General features: G+C 63.7%; 15 protein-coding genes and 1 pseudogene. 6 read left to right on the forward strand and 10 right to left on the reverse strand.

The window, feature by feature from the left end; translation table 11 throughout:
* Positions 1-3: 3 nt before the first annotated feature.
* A pseudogene (locus ACX5I4_RS06075) lies at positions 4-764 on the forward strand (isoprenyl transferase).
* A 372-nt stretch (positions 765-1,136) separates the two neighbouring features.
* The gene (locus tag ACX5I4_RS06080; RefSeq protein ID WP_269993222.1) at positions 1,137-2,411 is read left to right on the forward strand and encodes a PhoH family protein; all 1,275 of its coding nucleotides are present in this window, start codon (positions 1,137-1,139) and stop codon (positions 2,409-2,411) included.
* Positions 2,412-2,642: 231 nt separating this feature from the next.
* Here ACX5I4_RS06080 and ACX5I4_RS06085 read toward each other — a convergent pair whose 3' ends face one another.
* On the reverse strand, positions 2,643-3,131 hold the full coding sequence (locus tag ACX5I4_RS06085) for a GNAT family N-acetyltransferase (protein ID WP_461835881.1): 489 nt from the start codon (positions 3,129-3,131) through the stop codon (positions 2,643-2,645).
* Positions 3,132-3,358: 227 nt separating this feature from the next.
* The gene (locus ACX5I4_RS06090) at positions 3,359-4,129 is read right to left on the reverse strand and encodes a hypothetical protein (protein ID WP_461835882.1); all 771 of its coding nucleotides are present in this window, start codon (positions 4,127-4,129) and stop codon (positions 3,359-3,361) included.
* 59 nt (positions 4,130-4,188) lie between these two features.
* Between ACX5I4_RS06090 and ACX5I4_RS06095 the strand changes: the two genes are divergently transcribed.
* Together ACX5I4_RS06095 and ACX5I4_RS06100 are read left to right on the forward strand one after the other, a co-directional pair.
* Complete coding sequence (locus ACX5I4_RS06095; protein ID WP_461835883.1) at positions 4,189-4,770, forward strand: prepilin peptidase; 582 nt, start codon at positions 4,189-4,191, stop codon at positions 4,768-4,770.
* A gap of 163 nt (positions 4,771-4,933) precedes the next feature.
* The gene (locus tag ACX5I4_RS06100) at positions 4,934-5,407 is read left to right on the forward strand and encodes an NUDIX hydrolase (protein WP_461835884.1); all 474 of its coding nucleotides are present in this window, start codon (positions 4,934-4,936) and stop codon (positions 5,405-5,407) included.
* Here ACX5I4_RS06100 and ACX5I4_RS06105 read toward each other — a convergent pair.
* The 5 genes from ACX5I4_RS06105 to ACX5I4_RS06125 form a co-directional block, all read right to left on the reverse strand.
* Positions 5,395-7,065, reverse strand: coding sequence for an MDR family MFS transporter (locus tag ACX5I4_RS06105; RefSeq protein ID WP_461835885.1), 1,671 nt, complete (start codon positions 7,063-7,065; stop codon positions 5,395-5,397). The genes ACX5I4_RS06100 and ACX5I4_RS06105 overlap by 13 nt on opposite strands.
* Positions 7,062-7,730, reverse strand: coding sequence for a TetR/AcrR family transcriptional regulator (locus ACX5I4_RS06110; RefSeq protein WP_461835886.1), 669 nt, complete (start codon positions 7,728-7,730; stop codon positions 7,062-7,064). Before ACX5I4_RS06110 ends, ACX5I4_RS06105 begins: the two co-directional genes overlap by 4 nt.
* A 147-nt stretch (positions 7,731-7,877) precedes the next feature.
* Positions 7,878-9,314 (reverse strand): class II fumarate hydratase, encoded by a 1,437-nt coding sequence (locus ACX5I4_RS06115; RefSeq protein WP_461835887.1) that lies wholly within the window; start codon positions 9,312-9,314, stop codon positions 7,878-7,880.
* Between the two features lie 98 nt (positions 9,315-9,412).
* Complete coding sequence (locus tag ACX5I4_RS06120) at positions 9,413-10,027, reverse strand: carbonic anhydrase (RefSeq protein ID WP_461835888.1); 615 nt, start codon at positions 10,025-10,027, stop codon at positions 9,413-9,415.
* A gap of 9 nt (positions 10,028-10,036) precedes the next feature.
* Positions 10,037-10,756, reverse strand: a complete 720-nt coding sequence (locus ACX5I4_RS06125) for a DUF4245 domain-containing protein (protein ID WP_461835889.1) — start codon at positions 10,754-10,756, stop codon at positions 10,037-10,039.
* A 204-nt stretch (positions 10,757-10,960) separates the two neighbouring features.
* Here ACX5I4_RS06125 and glpX point away from each other — a divergent pair, with 204 nt between their 5' ends.
* Both glpX and ACX5I4_RS06135 read left to right on the forward strand, forming a co-directional pair.
* Positions 10,961-11,980, forward strand: coding sequence for a class II fructose-bisphosphatase (gene glpX, locus ACX5I4_RS06130; protein ID WP_184736742.1), 1,020 nt, complete (start codon positions 10,961-10,963; stop codon positions 11,978-11,980).
* 255 nt (positions 11,981-12,235) lie between these two features.
* A complete protein-coding gene (locus ACX5I4_RS06135) occupies positions 12,236-12,457 on the forward strand; it encodes a hypothetical protein (RefSeq protein WP_461835890.1) in 222 nt (73 codons plus the stop codon).
* Between the two features lie 32 nt (positions 12,458-12,489).
* On the opposite strand, the gene ACX5I4_RS06140 is transcribed toward ACX5I4_RS06135, so the two are convergent.
* The 3 genes from ACX5I4_RS06140 to ACX5I4_RS06150 are packed head-to-tail and all read right to left on the reverse strand — an operon-like array spanning position 12,490 to position 16,389.
* Positions 12,490-13,425 carry a lipid II:glycine glycyltransferase FemX gene (locus ACX5I4_RS06140; RefSeq protein ID WP_461835891.1) on the reverse strand — a complete coding sequence of 312 codons (936 nt, stop codon included), beginning with the start codon at positions 13,423-13,425 and terminating at the stop codon, positions 12,490-12,492.
* A 3-nt stretch (positions 13,426-13,428) separates the two neighbouring features.
* Positions 13,429-14,679: a mannose-6-phosphate isomerase, class I gene (manA, locus tag ACX5I4_RS06145; RefSeq protein ID WP_461835892.1), complete on the reverse strand. Its 1,251-nt coding sequence runs from the start codon at positions 14,677-14,679 to the stop codon at positions 13,429-13,431.
* A 57-nt stretch (positions 14,680-14,736) separates the two neighbouring features.
* Positions 14,737-16,389, reverse strand: a complete 1,653-nt coding sequence (locus ACX5I4_RS06150; RefSeq protein ID WP_461835893.1) for an LCP family protein — start codon at positions 16,387-16,389, stop codon at positions 14,737-14,739.
* Position 16,390: the final 1 nt, after the last annotated feature.

The raw sequence follows: 16,390 nt of genomic DNA on the forward strand, positions 1-16,390 counted from the left end.
CGGATGGAGTGGCCCGGCTTCCTCTACGGCTTCTACGAGCGCAAGCTGCTCAGATCGCTCGAGCAGGACAAGATTCCCGGCATATCGGCGTGATGGTGGATGGCAACCGCCGCTGGGCGCGGCAATTCAATGCTCCCACCAGCGAAGGCCACCAAGCAGGGGCGGACAAGATCCACGAGTTCCTGGGGTGGTGCCAGGAACTGGGAGTCAAAGTGGTCACGCTGTACATGCTGTCGACGGATAACATGAACCGCTCCGGCGAAGAACTTGAACTCCTTATGGGCATCATCGCCAACACCCTGGATCGGCTGGATGAGGACGCCGACATCTCAGTGCACGCCATGGGTGCGCCCGAGCTCCTCCCGGACTATCTCGCCGAGCGGCTCAACAAACTTACGGCCCGCACTCCGATCCGCGAGCGGCTGCACGTGAATGTGGCGGTCGGCTACGGCGGGCGGCGCGAGATTGTCGACGCCGTCCGGGAACTGCTGCACGACGCCGTCGCGCACGGCCGCGACATCGGCGAGCTGGCCGATGAACTTTCAGTGGACGACATCTCACGCTTCCTCTACACGCGCGGCCAGCCAGACCCCGATCTCGTGATCCGCACATCAGGCGAGCAACGCTTGTCCGGCTTCCTCATGTGGCAAAGCGCGTACAGCGAGTTCTACTTTTGCGAGGCACTCTGGCCCGCGTTCCGCAAGATCGATTTCCTTCGGGCTTTGAGGGACTACGCGGGCCGCCAGCGCCGCTTCGGTTCCTGACACGGCGTGTTCCCGGTGAGCTCCCGTTTACGGGAAGTTCACATTTTGTCTACACGAATCGCCGTTTGGGCTCACCGGAAATGTAATGGCACGGGAATACGTTAATCCCATCAGTAGGCAAACCGCCTGCTGATCGGGGAGGCCAGTAGATGGAGCGGATCATCGCACCAGTTACGTGGGGGGCCGCGCCCGGCCTTCCGGCCGAGCCGCCTCACGAATAAGCCGGGTTCGCCCGGGGCTGGAGTCGATGTGGCTATTTCTGAGCAACTGCCCGTAGTCGTTTCCGACGGGGAAAGTTCAGCTACCTCTCGCACCAAGCGGGCCAAAAGCGGTGGGACTGCGAAGTCCAACACCCCGACTGGCCGAAGCTATGTGATTGACACTTCCGTGTTGCTTTCCGATCCGCACGCATTGTTGCGCTTTGCTGAGCACGAAGTCATTGTCCCGATCGTGGTCATCACCGAATTGGAAGGCAAACGCCACGATCCCGAGTTGGGCTACTTCGCCCGCAAGGCGCTCAGGCTCCTGGATGACCTGCGCATTGAGCATGGCGGGTTGAATCAACCCATCCCGATCGGATCTGACGGCGGCACGCTGCGTGTCGAGATGAACCACGTCTCCACCGAAGTCCTGCCCGCAGGATTCCGGGGGGCCGACAACGACAGCCGCATTCTGGCCGTCGCCAAGAATCTCGCCAACGAAGGCCACAACGTCACGGTTGTCTCCAAAGACCTCCCCATGCGCGTCAAGGCCTCTGCCATGGGGCTGTTCGCGGACGAGTACCGCAACGAGCTGGTCAAGGACTCCGGGTGGACGGGCATGGCTGAGATCGAGGCCAGCGAGGACGAAATCACCACCCTCTACGGCCACGAACCGGTCTTCATCCCGGCCGCAGCCGAACTGCCGGTCAACACCGGCCTGGTGCTGCTCTCGAACCGTGGCTCTGCCTTGGGACGCGTTGGCGCGGACAAGCAGGTACGCCTGGTCAAGGGTGACCGTGATGTTTTCGGACTGCACGGCCGCTCGGCGGAGCAGCGGCTTGCGATTGATCTGCTCATGGATCCGAGCGTCGGAATCGTCTCGATTGGCGGCCGGGCGGGCACTGGAAAGTCAGCCCTCGCCCTGTGTGCCGGACTCGAGGCAGTCCTCGAACGCCGCGAACATCGCAAAGTGATCGTTTTCCGGCCCCTGTACGCGGTGGGTGGACAGGAACTTGGCTACCTGCCGGGTTCCGAGGCAGAGAAGATGAACCCCTGGGCGCAGGCGGTCTTCGACACCCTCGGTGCACTCGTCAGCCAGGAAGTCGTGGAAGAAGTCATGGACCGGGGCATGCTCGAAGTCATGCCGCTGACCCACATCCGCGGACGCTCCCTCCACGACGCCTTCGTGATCGTGGACGAAGCCCAGTCGCTCGAAAAGAACGTGCTCCTCACCGTGATGAGCCGCATCGGCCAGAACTCCAAGATCGTCCTGACCCACGACGTCGCCCAGCGTGACAACCTCCGGGTCGGCCGGCACGACGGCGTTGCCGCCGTCGTCGAGACCCTCAAGGGCCACCCGCTGTTCGGCCACATCACCCTGACCCGCTCCGAACGCTCGCCGATCGCCGCGCTCGTGACGGAACTGCTCGAAGGGGCTGAGATCTAAGCGCGGCTCGGTGTTGCCCGGAGAGAACCGGTCATCCTCGGCGTGCTAGCTCGTACCTCGCTTTTGACGCACGCTGCCGGATAGCCGGCTCTCTCCGGTGCGAGCGGCATGCCTTTTGGGCAGGACGTGAGGCTTCGCTCGTTCTTGGCTGGAAGCACGACGCTCGCTCACATATGTCGTCTTTCCTGCCGACGCTCGCTCACATATGTCGTCTTTCCTGCCGACGCTCGCTCACAAACCTAGGAACCTTGCCGTGCCTTCGTGGCCCTCTACCTTTAGCTTCCAGTCGGGCCGGATGAACGATTCCGGGGTGAGCCGGACTCTCTGGACGTCCACGACGTCGGTGCCCCAAGTGTGGCGATAGACGCCGTTCGGTTCATAGCCGAGGCTGCTGGAGACGCCAAGGGATTGTCTGTTCCATGCGGCAGCTTCAGATACAGCCACTACTGCGTTCAGGTAGTCGAAGGCGTAACTGAGGGCGGCCGCCCACATTTCCTTGCCGAGGCCTTGGCCCTGCGCGCTCTTCTTGAGCCAGGAACCGGTGGAAACCGTCTTCAACGATGCGAAGTTCTTCGCCTCCATGTCCTGGTAACCAATGAACTCGCTGAGGGCAGCCCTGACGGCCGCGGGGAAATCAGCGTCCCGGATAGGGCGCAAGACCAAGTGGGGCGTAGCCAGGGCAAGACCGAAGGTGGGCCAGATGGTGGTTAGCTCGTTCATCCGGGAAGCCTAACGGAAGGGCCGGGATAGCTTGTCATGTGTCAGCCGGGTCCGCTTTCTCATCAGTTGTGAGCGGGCGTTGGGCTGGAGGGGCCGATAGGTGAGCGGGCGTTGCGCTGGAGGGGCGGATAGGTGAGCGGGCGTTGCGCTGGAGGGGCGGATAGGTGAGCGGGCGTTGCGCTGGAGGGGCCGATAGGTGAGCGGGCGTTTGGTGGGAGGGCCGATGCCTAGGCGCGGGGACCGATGTCCCAGCTGATGTGCTTCCTGACATCGGTGAGGTTCATCGATTCGGCGAGGAACAGATCGTCCAGCATGTACTCGTCCACCCCCAGGATCAGCATCCAATGCCCCTGGCCGGTGGTATCGCCGTCGAGTGATTGGCTCAAAACGCACACGCCCGTTCCCGAGTCCACCCGCAAGAGCGTGCGTCCGGGAAAACAAAGGGGCTTGGCCGCATCCGACGCCACATAACTGTGTCCCTGCGTCGCGATGGTTTCCAGCGTCGGGCGTCCCTCGTGATCCACTTCCCGAATGGGGCCAAGGGCCACGCGGTTGGATTCGGGAAATTCCATGGGAACCGGCGCGTTCCCCGCGAGTTCAACGGGATCCAGGGCGGCCGCTAGCCGTCCGTTGCCGAAGGACGGCTCACCGTATGCCGCCTCGGGGCGTCGACGGACCAAACCACCGGAGTCGTAAACGGGGGTCACCAAATGGGCCGGCAAGAGCCAGGATTTCCGCTTGGAACCAAGGTACAGCCCGTCGCGGGAGTCGTTGATGCCCGTGGTGCTGTGCAGCAGCGTGCCATCCATGGTTTCTAGCCGAAGCGCTCCCGGCCGACGCAGCCAGGCGCGCACGGTGTCTCCTGCGTTCCCTGGCCGGTCCAGGTATTCGAACCTCAGGCTTGTCCATTTCCACGGGGAAGAGCGGCAGAGGTTTCGGAAGATGGAGGACATGTCGGCGTCCGGATTGCCTTGGATTTCTGCACTGTAGCGCCCCATATCCACAGTCTAAGGGTGCGTGACCGGCGCGCGTTTCGGAAACCCGATAGCATCCGAGGGTGATCCGACGACTCGGCGAATTGTGGGGGACCAGTTTCCCGGCCTTCTGGCTGCTTCTCGCAGCGTGTGTTTACTTTGCGATCATGGCTGCCCGCCTCACCGTCATTGACGTCCGGCACCACTTGCTGCCCAACCGGATCGTGTTCCCCTCCTACGCCATCGCGGGAGCGTTGTTGCTCGGCGCAGCGATCGCCGTCGACTTGGGCGGCGGAGCGGCAGGAAACCTTTCCGGCGGCCCAGCTGGAAACGTGCCCGACGGCGGCGCCTCCTTCCTGGGGGTGCCCGCCTTGGGAATCGTGGCCGGGGGAGTTGTGCTGTGGCTTTTCTACTTCATCCTGCGTTTGGTGTATCCGCCGGGGATGGGCTTCGGCGACGTCAAATTGGCAGGCGTTCTAGGCCTGTACCTTGGCTATCTGGGCTGGGCGCACGTCTTCGCCGGAACGTTTGCTGCATTCCTCTTTGGCGGGCTGTGGAGTCTTGGGGTCCTGGCTGCCCGGCGGGGAACCCTGAAATCGTCAATACCCTTCGGGCCGTTCATGCTGGCCGGTGCTGCGGCGGCAATGCTTGCCCTGCCCGCCTAGGGACGGCCGTCCCGGGTGGCGGGAAGGCACCTGCCCGAGCAGCCCCGCCCGCTGTCATTCGGGCTTCGCCAATGGGATACTCGCCCTACCAGCGAGTCCGATCCGGAAGCGAAGGCGATTCTCTTGCTGGTGACAACTGTTTCAACGAAAGCGGGCTAAGGCAGTGGCGGTTCCGGAATTCATCCTGCAAATCCGCGAGAAGATCGGCAACGATCCGTTGTGGCTGCCTGGCGTGCGCGGCGTGGTTTTGGACGACGATAATCGGGTTCTTCTGTGTCAACGGACCGACAACGGCCGTTGGACCTTGATCACGGGAATGCTGGAACCAGGGGAGCACCCGGCGCCGGGATTGATCCGGGAGATCTTCGAGGAAACCGCCGTCGTGGCCGAAACGGAGCGGATCCTGGCGGTAGGTGTGATCGGCCCGGTCACCTATCCGAACGGAGACGTCTGCGACTTCCTGGATATTGCCTTCAAATGCCGTTACGTCTCCGGCGAGGCCCGCGTCAACGACGACGAATCAATCGCCGTCGGATGGTTTGCCCTGGACGAGTTGCCTGAAATCAGCGCTGGCCACCGCGAAACCATCAGGCTCGCGCTGGAACCGGGCACCGCCGTCGCGTATCAGCGCGATTGACGGGTGAGCTCGCCGTCGTGGTCCTCAACGTTCTCGGAGGTCCCGTCGGCAGACGGTTCAAGCCGTTCGGCTTCGAGGCGTTCCGCTTCCTCGCCCCCGACAGCCTCGCCCCGGGCCACCATTCCGGCGGTGTCGGAGAGCGGGATCTGCTTGAGGGTGATGGCGAGCACGAGTGCCGCCACGATGAACGGGATCAGGTACCAGAACACGGGTGCCAGCGAATCGGCATAGGCGTTGATGATGGCGTCCTTGAGCTGGGCCGGCAGTTGGGCCAGGGTCTGCGGATCGAGCTTGCTGGTGGACTGTGCGGCCTGTGCGGCAGAAGCCCCGGCGCCGGTGAATGCCTTGGTGAGGGACTCGGCGAGCCGTGTGGTGAAGATCGAGCCGAAGACCGCAACGCCCAACGAAGCCCCGACCTCGCGGAAGTAGTTGTTGGTGCTCGTGGCTGTGCCGATTTGCTCGGCCGGAACCGCGTTCTGCACCACCAGGACGATGACCTGCATGATCAAGCCAAGGCCTGCACCGAAGATGAAGAGTTGGATGCAGATGACCCAGATTGGAGTTGCCGCAGTGAGCGTGGTGAGCCACAACATCGCAACGATCGTGAGGCTTGCTCCGAGGATCGGGAACATCTTGTACTTGCCGGTCTTGGAGATCCGGATACCGGAGTAGATCGAGGTACCCATCAGTCCCACCATCATCGGCAGCATGAGCAGGCCGGAGACCGCGGCTGAGGTGCCGGAGGACATCTGCAGGAACGTCGGCACGAAGGCGATGGCCGCGAACATGCCCAGGCCCAGGGTGAAGCCGATGGCCGTCGCGTTGATGAAGATCCGGTTCTTGAATAGGCTCAACGGAATGATCGGGTCTTCGGCCTTACGCTCCACGAGGACGAAGAGGAAGGCAGCAAGCACCATGCCGGCGCCGAAGGCCCAAGTGAGCGGGGAGTCCCAGCCTTGGTCCTTCTTGCCACCGAAGTCAGTGAAGAAGACCAGGCAGGCGGTGGCAGCGGACAGCAGCAGCACACCCAGGATGTCGATGCGCTTTTCGGCCTTCTTGTTCGGCAGGGTAAGCGTGAACCAGGCGATGGTGAACGCCGCAATGCCAACGGGGATGTTGATGTAGAAGGCCCATTCCCAGGTCAGGTGATCGACGAAGAAGCCGCCCAGGAGCGGGCCTGCGACGGCGGAGAGGCCGAAGATGGCGCCCAAAGGACCCATGTACTTGCCGCGTTCCTTGGCCGGCACGATGTCGGCGATGATGGCCTGGGACAGGATCATCAGACCGCCGCCGCCCAGGCCCTGGATGGCGCGGAAGATCACGAAACCCCAGAAGTCGGTGGCGAACGCACATCCGATGGATGCCGCGGTGAACAAACCGATGGCCATCAGGAAAAGGTTCCGCCTGCCGAGGATGTCACCGAACTTGCCGTAGATCGGCATGACGATGGTGGTGGCGAGCAGATAGGCGGTGGTGATCCAGGCCTGGTTCTCCACGCCGCCGAGTTTGCCGACGATGGTGGGCATGGCCGTGGACACGATGGTCTGGTCCAGGCTGGAGAGCAGCATTCCGGCGATGAGCGCCGAGAAAATGATCCAGATCCTTCTCTGGGTCAAGAGCAGCGGTGCCGCCGCTTTGGTCTTGAGGGTGGTACTCACAGTTGGTCCTTCTGGGGTTCGACGGGGTTGGTGTCCAGCGGTTGGGCGAAGAGCGCGCGTGCCGCGTTGAGGTTCTGATCCAGCAATTCGCGGTAGGGCCGGGTGTTCTCTTCGGAAAAGAACTGTTGGCTTGTCTTCTTGGTGACCGCGCCGAAGACCGCGGCGGCCATGATGATCTCGGGGTGGTCTGCGGTGAGGCCCTCGCGTGCGGCGATGAGTTCGGCGAACTGGCGCTCGCGGACTTCGCCTTCGCGGGTTAGCCGGCCTAGGAGCTGGGGCTCGGCCGTGACGGCGGCGATGAGCTGACGGATCTCGGACGGACTGACGGTGGACCGCTCAAGGACTGCCAGGGTGAACTGGCGCAGGGCGGACAGCAACGAGCTGGAGATCGTCCCGATGGCACGGGCGGGGTTGCGGCTGAAGGCTTCCAGTGCGTCCTCGGGAAGTTCGTCGGAGAAAGAGCCGATCACCGCGTCTTCCTTTGTATGGAAGTAGTTGAAGAACGTCCGCCGCGATATCCCGGCCTGTTCGCAGGCTTCCTCGACGGTAAAGCCGTTGAGTCCGCGCTGGGCCGTCAAAGACCGCGCGACGGCGGAGATCGCCGCGCGGGTCTGGGCGCGCTTGCGCTCCCGGAGCCCGCCGTCGATAGTTGCACTATTTTCCACAAAGTAAAGTTTTGCACTCTTTTCTAAGAAGTGCAAAAAGCTCTTCGGAGCGGAAACTTCTTCGGAGTGGAAACAACGACGGCGGCCGGCACCTTCCGTGGGGAAGGTGCCGGCCGCCGTCGGACTGGCTTGTTGGACTAGTGGAGGCTAGGCCTTGTGGGCCGGGCGGGTCATGGTGGTGACGTCGAGGGCCTTGTCCAGCTGCTCCTCCGTCAGCTCGCCGCGTTCGAGGTAACCGAGGGAGACCACGGCCTCGCGGATGGTGAGGCCTTCAGCCACGGCCTTCTTGGCGATCTTTGCCGCTGCTTCGTAACCGATGAATTTGTTCAACGGGGTCACGATGGATGGCGACGCCTCGGCCAGGAAGCGGGCACGCTCAACGTTGGCCGTGATCCCGTCGATCATCTTGTCGGCCATCACTCGGCTCGTGTTGGCCAGCAGTCGGATGGATTCGAGCAGGTTGGCGGCCATCACGGGGATGCCGACGTTGAGCTCGAAGGCGCCGTTGGTGCCGGACCAGGCGATGGCGGTGTCGTTGCCGATGACCTGGGCGCAGACCATGATCGAGGCTTCGCAGATGACCGGGTTGACCTTGCCCGGCATGATCGAGGAACCCGGCTGGAGGTCCGGGATGGAGATTTCGCCAAGTCCCGTGTTGGGGCCGGAACCCATCCAGCGGAGGTCGTTGTTGATCTTCATGAAGGAGATTGCGATGTTGCGCAGCTGGCTTGAGCCCTCGATGAGGCCGTCCCGGTTGGCCTGTGCCTCGAAGTGGTCACGTGCCTCGGTGAGTGGCAGGCCGGTGTCGGCGGCGAGGAGCTCGATGACGCGCTCCGGGAAGCCTTCCGGGGTGTTGATGCCGGTGCCGACGGCGGTGCCGCCCAGGGGGACCTCGGCAACGCGGGGGAGGGCGGCATTGATGCGCTCGATGCCGTAGCGGACCTGAGCTGCGTAGCCGCCGAACTCCTGGCCCAAGGTCACCGGGGTGGCGTCCATGAGGTGCGTACGGCCGGACTTGACGACGTCCTTGAACTCCACGGCCTTGCGGTCCAGCGAAGCGGCCAGGTGCTCAAGGGCCGGGATTAGGTCGTTGATCAGGGCCGACGTCGCCGCGACGTGGACGGACGTCGGGAAGACGTCGTTGGAGGACTGGGAAGCGTTGACGTGGTCGTTCGGGTGGACAACTTTGTCGCTCCCGGCGGCAGCGAGGGCGCGCGTCGCAAGCTCCGCGATGACCTCATTGGTGTTCATGTTGGAGGACGTGCCCGAACCGGTCTGGAAGACGTCGATGGGGAAGTCGCCGTCGTACTTTCCGGCGGCAACCTCATCGGCAGCGTCGGCAATGGCCTCGGCGAGCTCGCCGTCGAGCACTCCCAGTTCAGCGTTCGCGAGGGCTGCGGCCTTTTTGACTCGGGCCAGGGCCTCGATGTGTGCGCGCTCAAGCGTCTTGCCGGAGATCGGGAAGTTCTCCACGGCGCGCTGCGTCTGGGCGCGGTACAGTGCGTTCACGGGGACGCGAACTTCGCCCATCGTGTCATGTTCAATACGGAACTCGGCCGTGTTGGATTCTTGAGTGGAAGTCATGGGGCTAGCTTATGGCGAGCGGCCGCTTGACCGAAAACCGGCCCTGCAAAGCTACGGCCGCCGCTTGCCGCCCGTTCGACGGCGTTGCGGGGGCGGGTCTAAAGCTTGCCGATCCCGGAAACCAGCGCCGCACGGCCTTCGTCCAGTTTGTAGGAAAGCCCGACGACGGCGACGCGGCCGTCGTCGATCGCGGCGGAAATCACACGCGAACTGTCCGCCAAGCGACGGGCCGTTTGCTTGACGTGCTCCACCACCATGTCGTTGACGTCCGTCTGCTCGTTGCGCACTGCGGTCAGGACGGACGGGGTGATGCGCTCCACCAGGGAGCGGATGAAACCGACCGGCATCTCGCCGGTCTCCACGGCGGCCTTGGTTGCCTTCACTGCGCCGCAGCTATCGTGGCCAAGGATCACGATGAGGGGGACGTGAAGTTCGGAAATGCTGTACTCAAGCGAACCGAGGACGGCGTCGTCGATCACCTGGCCGGCGGTGCGGACCACGAAGGCATCGCCGAGTCCGAGGTCGAAAATGATCTCGGCGGCCAGGCGGGAATCCGAGCAGCCGAAAATCACGGCAAAGGGATGCTGGTCCTCAACGAGGGAGTTCCGGCGCGAGGCATCCTGGTTGGGGTGCAGGGATTCCCCGGCCACAAAGCGTTCATTTCCTTCGCGCAAACGGCGCCAGGCAAGGGCAGGAGTCAGGTAGGTAGCCACGGCGCTACTTTACGGCGTGGAGGTGGCAGGCTGCGAAACTGTTTCACCAGGCTTCGTGCTTGCGACCGGGGAAGCCGCCGGAGCTGCATCCGCTGCCTTCACAACGGCTGCGGCCAGGGTGGAGAACTCGTCCAGTCCTGCGCTGCCGCTCAGGATGATCGTGGTGCCGCGGTAGTTCAGGACCATGCTGCGGTTGCCCTTGGCCGTGTCGTGGAGCTCCCAGTCGTGGCCCCCTGCGTTACGCGTCCCCGTGACGGGGGCGCTGCCGGTCTGCTGGAAGATCCATGTCGGATTGGCCTTGTGGGTCTGGACAATTCCGATGAACGCTTGCTTGGGAGTAAGGTATCCGACCTCCCAGGTGGGTACGCCGTCGCCGGTCCCGGAGACCCAGCGTGCGTAGTTTGGACTAAATGTGTCGCCGGTATCCGGCGCGACGGGTGTGAAACCCGCCACATCTTTGGCGTTGGCGGCGGTTGCGGCCACATTGACGTTGGGCCGGTAGCCGTTGCTCTTAGGTGCCGGGTTCATGAGCACGATCGGCAGGAATGCCACGACGCAGAGGAGCAACGCGATGAGCATGCCGATCACAGAGGCGTTGGCGCGTTTGGCTGCTTTCGCCGGGATGACGGGCTTGACGATCGGTTGGCCGGTGTCCTCGGTGCCAGCTGCGGTGTTGCCCCCGTTGTCCGAAGGGGCGGCGGCAATTGCTTTGTCCTGCGTATCACTCACGCTTCAATAGTCCCTTATCCAAGCGGCTAATACACATCGGGCCATCCGCGCAAGGGGTATTCCGAGAGTCGGTCATCCCATGACCCGTGTGCCCAGCCCCGACTATGATCTCTTGTAGAGGAATCATCCAGGCCGCCAAGCGTGGCCGTTCCTGGTCCCACGAATCGCATCATCGAAGAAGAGGTTCACGTGTCTCCAGCGCCAATGTCCCAGAAGTATTCCACGATTTCGCCGGCGCTCGCCGTCGGGACCGATGAGCCGGACCGCAACCTGGCCCTCGAACTTGTCCGCGTCACCGAGGCCGCCGCAATTGCCGGCGGTCACTGGGTCGGCTTCGGCGATAAGAACAAGGCCGACGGCGCCGCAGTCGACGCCATGCGCTCGTTCCTCCACACCGTCCATTTCAACGGCGTCGTTGTCATTGGCGAGGGTGAGAAGGACGAAGCCCCCATGCTCTTCAACGGAGAGCACGTCGGCGACGGCACCGGACCGGAGTGCGACGTCGCCGTCGACCCCATCGACGGAACCCGCCTGACTGCCTTGGGCATCAACAACGCCCTCGCCGTGCTGGCAGTGGCCGAACGCGGCACCATGTTCGATCCCTCTGCAGTCTTCTACATGGAAAAGCTCGTCACCGGTCCTGAGGCCGCCGACATGGTGGACCTGCGTCTGCCGGTGAAGCAGAACCTGCACCTGATCGCCAAGGCCAAGGGCGTCAAGGTCAACCAGCTCAACGTCATGATCCTGGACCGCGACCGCCACCGCCCGCTGGTGGAGGAAATCCGTGAAGCCGGCGCCCGCACCAAGTTCATCATGGACGGCGACGTCGCAGGCGCCATTGCCGCCGCACGTTCCGGCACCGGCGTCGACGCCCTGATGGGCATCGGCGGCACCCCTGAGGGCATCGTTGCAGCTTGTGCCATCAAGTCCCTCGGCGGTGTCATCCAGGGCCGGCTGTGGCCCACCAGCGATGACGAGAAGCAGAAGGCCATCGACGCCGGCCACGACCTCGAGCGCGTCCTCTCCACGAACGACCTCGTGACGAGCGACAACTGCTACTTCGCCGCGACCGGCATCACCGACGGCGACCTCCTCAAGGGCGTGCGCTACTCCAAGGACAAGGTCCTCACCCAGTCCATCGTGATGCGGTCCAAGTCCGGGACCATCCGTTTCGTCGAAGGCGAGCACCAGGCCAGCAAGTGGGAGGGCTACGCCCGCAAGTAACTCCTGGCTTAGTGCAAAAGGGCGGCACGATCGCTCGGCGGCTATCTCCTCGTTCCTCGTCGATTCTGACGCCGCTGTCACGATCCCACCGCCCTTTTGCGCGCCCGCAGACTTCCGTCGGGCTAATAGGGAGAAGGGCCCGCGACGGCATTGTCACGTTGTCGCGGGGACTGCGCCTGCCGCTGCACAGCACAGGGACGGTGGCGGAGCATTTACGGGGTTACACCGAGCTCGATCCAGAGTGCTGCCTTAGCCATGGATCCGCGGCGCGGGCTGCCCGAACCCACGCTAAACCACGTCATCTTCAATGAGTGGGGTGCCCCTGCCCTTTGGCCCGATGCCGCTTACGTGAAGGAGCGGATCTCGCTCCAATACCACGGGCGGCTCGGGCCCCGGCCGGAAGTGGTCGCGAAAGTTCGGCGGGCGCTCTGGACAGGCCGCGAGTTGGCAGCAAATGCCCGCAGAATCGGATTTTGAGGGCATTTAATGCCAGTTCGCGCCGAGGAGCCCTAGCGGAGCTTTTCGCGAAGCTTCCGGGCCACTTGGTAGGCGCCGTACCGGAACTTGTTGACGGGAAGGTCCCATGTGCCGGGGTAGGCGATTTCGCGGCCCCCGAAGGACTTCTTGAAGGCGGTGAATCCGGCCCACTTGTGGTCAGGCTCGTCTTCCGGAGCCACGCCCCACAGGTCGACGTGCTTGAGCCCCTTGTCCTTGGCATCCGCCATGAGGGTCACGAGCAACGGGATGCCCGCACTGAGCTTGCGGTGCGTGTCATCGAGTGCCGCGTGGGCGTAGGTACGCGTGTCTGCCGAGTCGTACGCCAGGGCGGCGGCAATGGGCTCGCCTTCTAGTTCGGCGATGAACAGTGTGCCGGCGCCGGCAGGCATGAGGGAACGGGCTACCGAGCTCAGGTAGTCGTCGCTCTGGGGCTTGAAACCGTTGCGTGCCGCTGTCATGTGCAGGAAGTTGAGAAGTATCGAGATCTCTTCAGGATCCTGCGAAGACCGGAAGGTGACCCCCTTTTTGTGGATGTTGCGGTACAGGTTCCGGTTGGTGGGTTTCATGCCCGCAAGGACGTCCTTGAAATCGCCCTCGAGGTCCACAATCCAACTCAGTTCCGGCTGCTGGTTGGACGGCGCGGGCTGCAGGCCGCGTGCCCGCAATATTGCACCGGCGTCGACGGCTTCGAACCCGGCAGTGACGGGTTCCATCCGGACGAACACTGCCCGGCTGCGGCGCGCGATGTCCACAAGCGCCGCAAGAGCCGCGTCAAAGGCCTCCGGCGAATCGGCCACAGGTCCGTACGGCGTGTAGATCACCTTGCCGGCGGGGTTCTTTTCCTCCACGGCAAGGAAACGCCATCCCGGGCCGGACTCTTCGTACACGGTACGGCCGAGGGAACGCTGGAAGGACGCCCAAGCGGGCGTCTGCAGGAAGTACTCCACGGTCTAGTTCCCCAGCCCCGTTGTTACGGCGAAGGCAACGCTGGTTCCGGCTGCCCCGGAAACCGGGTGCACCATGACGGGCTCTTCGGACGCCGGAATGAACGCACTTCCGCCGCGGGCGACGGCGAGTTCGCTCTTGGGGGAGTCGAGCACGACCGAACCCGAGACGACCACGACGACGGCGGGACCGACTTGCGCCAGCGGCACCGGTTCCGCTCCGGGAGCCAACTCGATGCGCTGGAGTTGGAATTCCCTGAACGGCGGCACGTAGAGATCCTGGCCAAAACCGGAGGTCCGCGGCTCGATGCGCGGCACGCCGAGCGAAGCGAACTCGATGGTCTTCAGGAGCTCAGGAACATCGATGTGCTTGGGGGTGAGGCCACCGCGGAGCACATTGTCCGAGGCCGCCATGACCTCCACCCCGAGGCCCTTCAAGTAAGCGTGGACGTTCCCACCCGGGAGGTAAACGGACTCGCCCGGAGCCAGGAAGACAAGATTCAGGAGGAGGGAAATCAGGACGCCGGGATCGCCCGGGAACTCGCTGTTGATGCCCACCAAAGTGGTGAGTTCCGCAGTATGGAGGCCCATCGGTGCTCCCGACCTCAAGACGGAGACCACCTGCTCCGTTGCCGCGGGGACGGCATCCCCGCCGGTAATCAGCCGGGTGAACGCAGCCTTGAGGGCCGCGGACTCGTCAGTTCCGGACAGGTCGGCGATGACCCCCGTGATCACGTCCGGAACGTCGACGGCGGCCAGGTCCAGGAGAGTCGCGAGGTGCTCGAAGACGCGCTGTGAATCGGCCGCTGGACGGAAACCGCACAGCGCCTCAAACGGGGTCAGCGCGAAAATCATCTCCGGTTTGTGGTTGTCATCCCGGTAATTGCGCTCCGGTGCATCGGCTGCCACGCCCGCGGCATTTTCCTTTGCGAAGCCTTCCCGGGCTTGCTGCAGCCCTGGGTGCACCTGCAGGGACAAAGGCTTGTCTGCGGCAAGAAGCTTGGTCAGGAAGGGCAGCCGGGGACCGAATTCGGCCAGGCTGGATTCGCCCAGGAAATGGGCGGGATCTGCGCTGATCAAGGCGTCCAAGGCCACGGAGGACCCATCGGGGCGGGTGGCCTGGGACGGCGAGTCCGGGTGCGCTCCGATCCACAGCTCCGCCTCGGGGCCGCCCGAGGCGGGCCTTCCCAGCAGGGTGGAGATCGCCGTCGTCGATCCCCATGCATACGGTCGCAGAACGTTCTCAAGCTGGTACACGGCAGGGGATCCTTGTCATTACGGGGTACGTTCGGGGTAATTCGGGCGCTAGCCAGCCTACAACGGCCTGCATTGCCCGTTGCTGGCCAGAAGCTGATCCAGCATGGCGTAGTCCTGAGCATCATAAAGGGAATCGAGATACTCTGCCGTGATTGGCTGGCCGTCCGGGCGGGTAGTGACGGGAGTGAAGTCCGCGGGGGAAGGCTGTGCTTCCGCCGGAACTTCGGGGGCCTGCTGGCCACCCGCTTGAAGCCCGACGCCGGTTGCCGGCCGGGTGCCGACCACCGTGTCCGCCGCCTTGGGAGACGCCTGGGGCTTGAGCAATTGCTGCACGCGGTCGTGGATCACGTTGAAGTCCGGCGTGGTGGAGAACGCCGCGTCGAAATCAGGCGGACCGATGGTCAGGCGGGAGACGGGCTGGCTCTTGGACTTGATGGCCAGATCCACAAAACTGCCCAACTGCGCAGACGAAATGTTGGACTCGACAACTTTGGTGCCGGCATTCGCGATGCCCTCGAATTTCGACAGCAGAGTGCCCGGATCCAATTGCTTGAGCATGGCCTGCTGTACGCATTGTTGACGCTGGATGCGGGCGTAGTCGTCGACGTTTTCACGGGATCGGCTGTACCACTGGGCTTGGAATCCGTTGAGCTTCTGTTCGCCGGCCGGGATCCATCCCTGCGGCTTCACATGCCTCGTGTCGCTTCCTGGCAGGAGGTTGCCACTGACAGGCACCCAGCCGCCGGCCTTGATGCGGATGCCGCCCATGGCATCGATCAGTTTAGAGAAGCCGTCCATGTCGACCAGCACATAAGCCTGGACTTTGATGCCCAGCGTGCCGGAGACGGCTTCCAGGGTGGCTTGGGCTCCGGGATCCGTGACGCCGGGATACAGGTCCTTGTGGTTGTTTGTGACATCGGTGTTGATGGCATTGATGAGGCATTCGTTGCCGCAGTTGTAGCCGTCGGGGTAGACCGCGCGCATGGGCGAGTCGGCGCTGAACTGGGCATTCTGGAGGTTGCGGGGGATCGAGATGATGGAACTCTGCCCCGTGGCGGCATCGACGCTGATGACCGAAAGGCTGTCCGGCCTGCGGCCCGTGCGGTCATCGCCGCCGTCGCCGCCGAACATGAGGAAGTTGTAGCGGCCGTCAACGGGGTCGATCGCAGGACCATTGGCAAAAATGTCCCCGATGGCGTTGCGGCCAACGTTCAAGGTATAGGCGAGGTACCCCAGGGTTCCACTGCTGGCGATCAAGGACACTAGCAGGGCGATCCCCACGATAGGGCGCATTCCGGGGGCCAGCAGCACGGGCCGGATGATCCTGAGCGTGTTGATGAACAGGAGGGCCCAGCCTACGGCAAGGGCCACAAGGACCAGGATCAAGGCGAAGGACGCCACGGGATGCGTGGCGATGTTCAGCAACAGGGGCCGGTTGAAGACGGCCAGGAGGAGTGCCCCGATCCCCAAGGCCCAAGCCGTGAAGGTGAAGCGCAGGGCCGTCCGGCCAAGCCTGCGGTTGCCTGCCACCAATTGTGCGCTGCCAGGTACAAACAGGGTCAGGAGGAGGAGCACGAAGGCGCGTTTGGTGCGGAGAGTCGCGCTGGCGCCCGCTGGGAACCGCAAAGGATCCGTCAGGTTCGTCCTGGGCTGGTTCGTCCTGGGCTCGTTCGTTCCGGGCTGGTTCGTCCTAGGCTGGCTATTGGACATT

This window comes from Arthrobacter sp. MMS24-S77 (assembly GCF_054888235.1).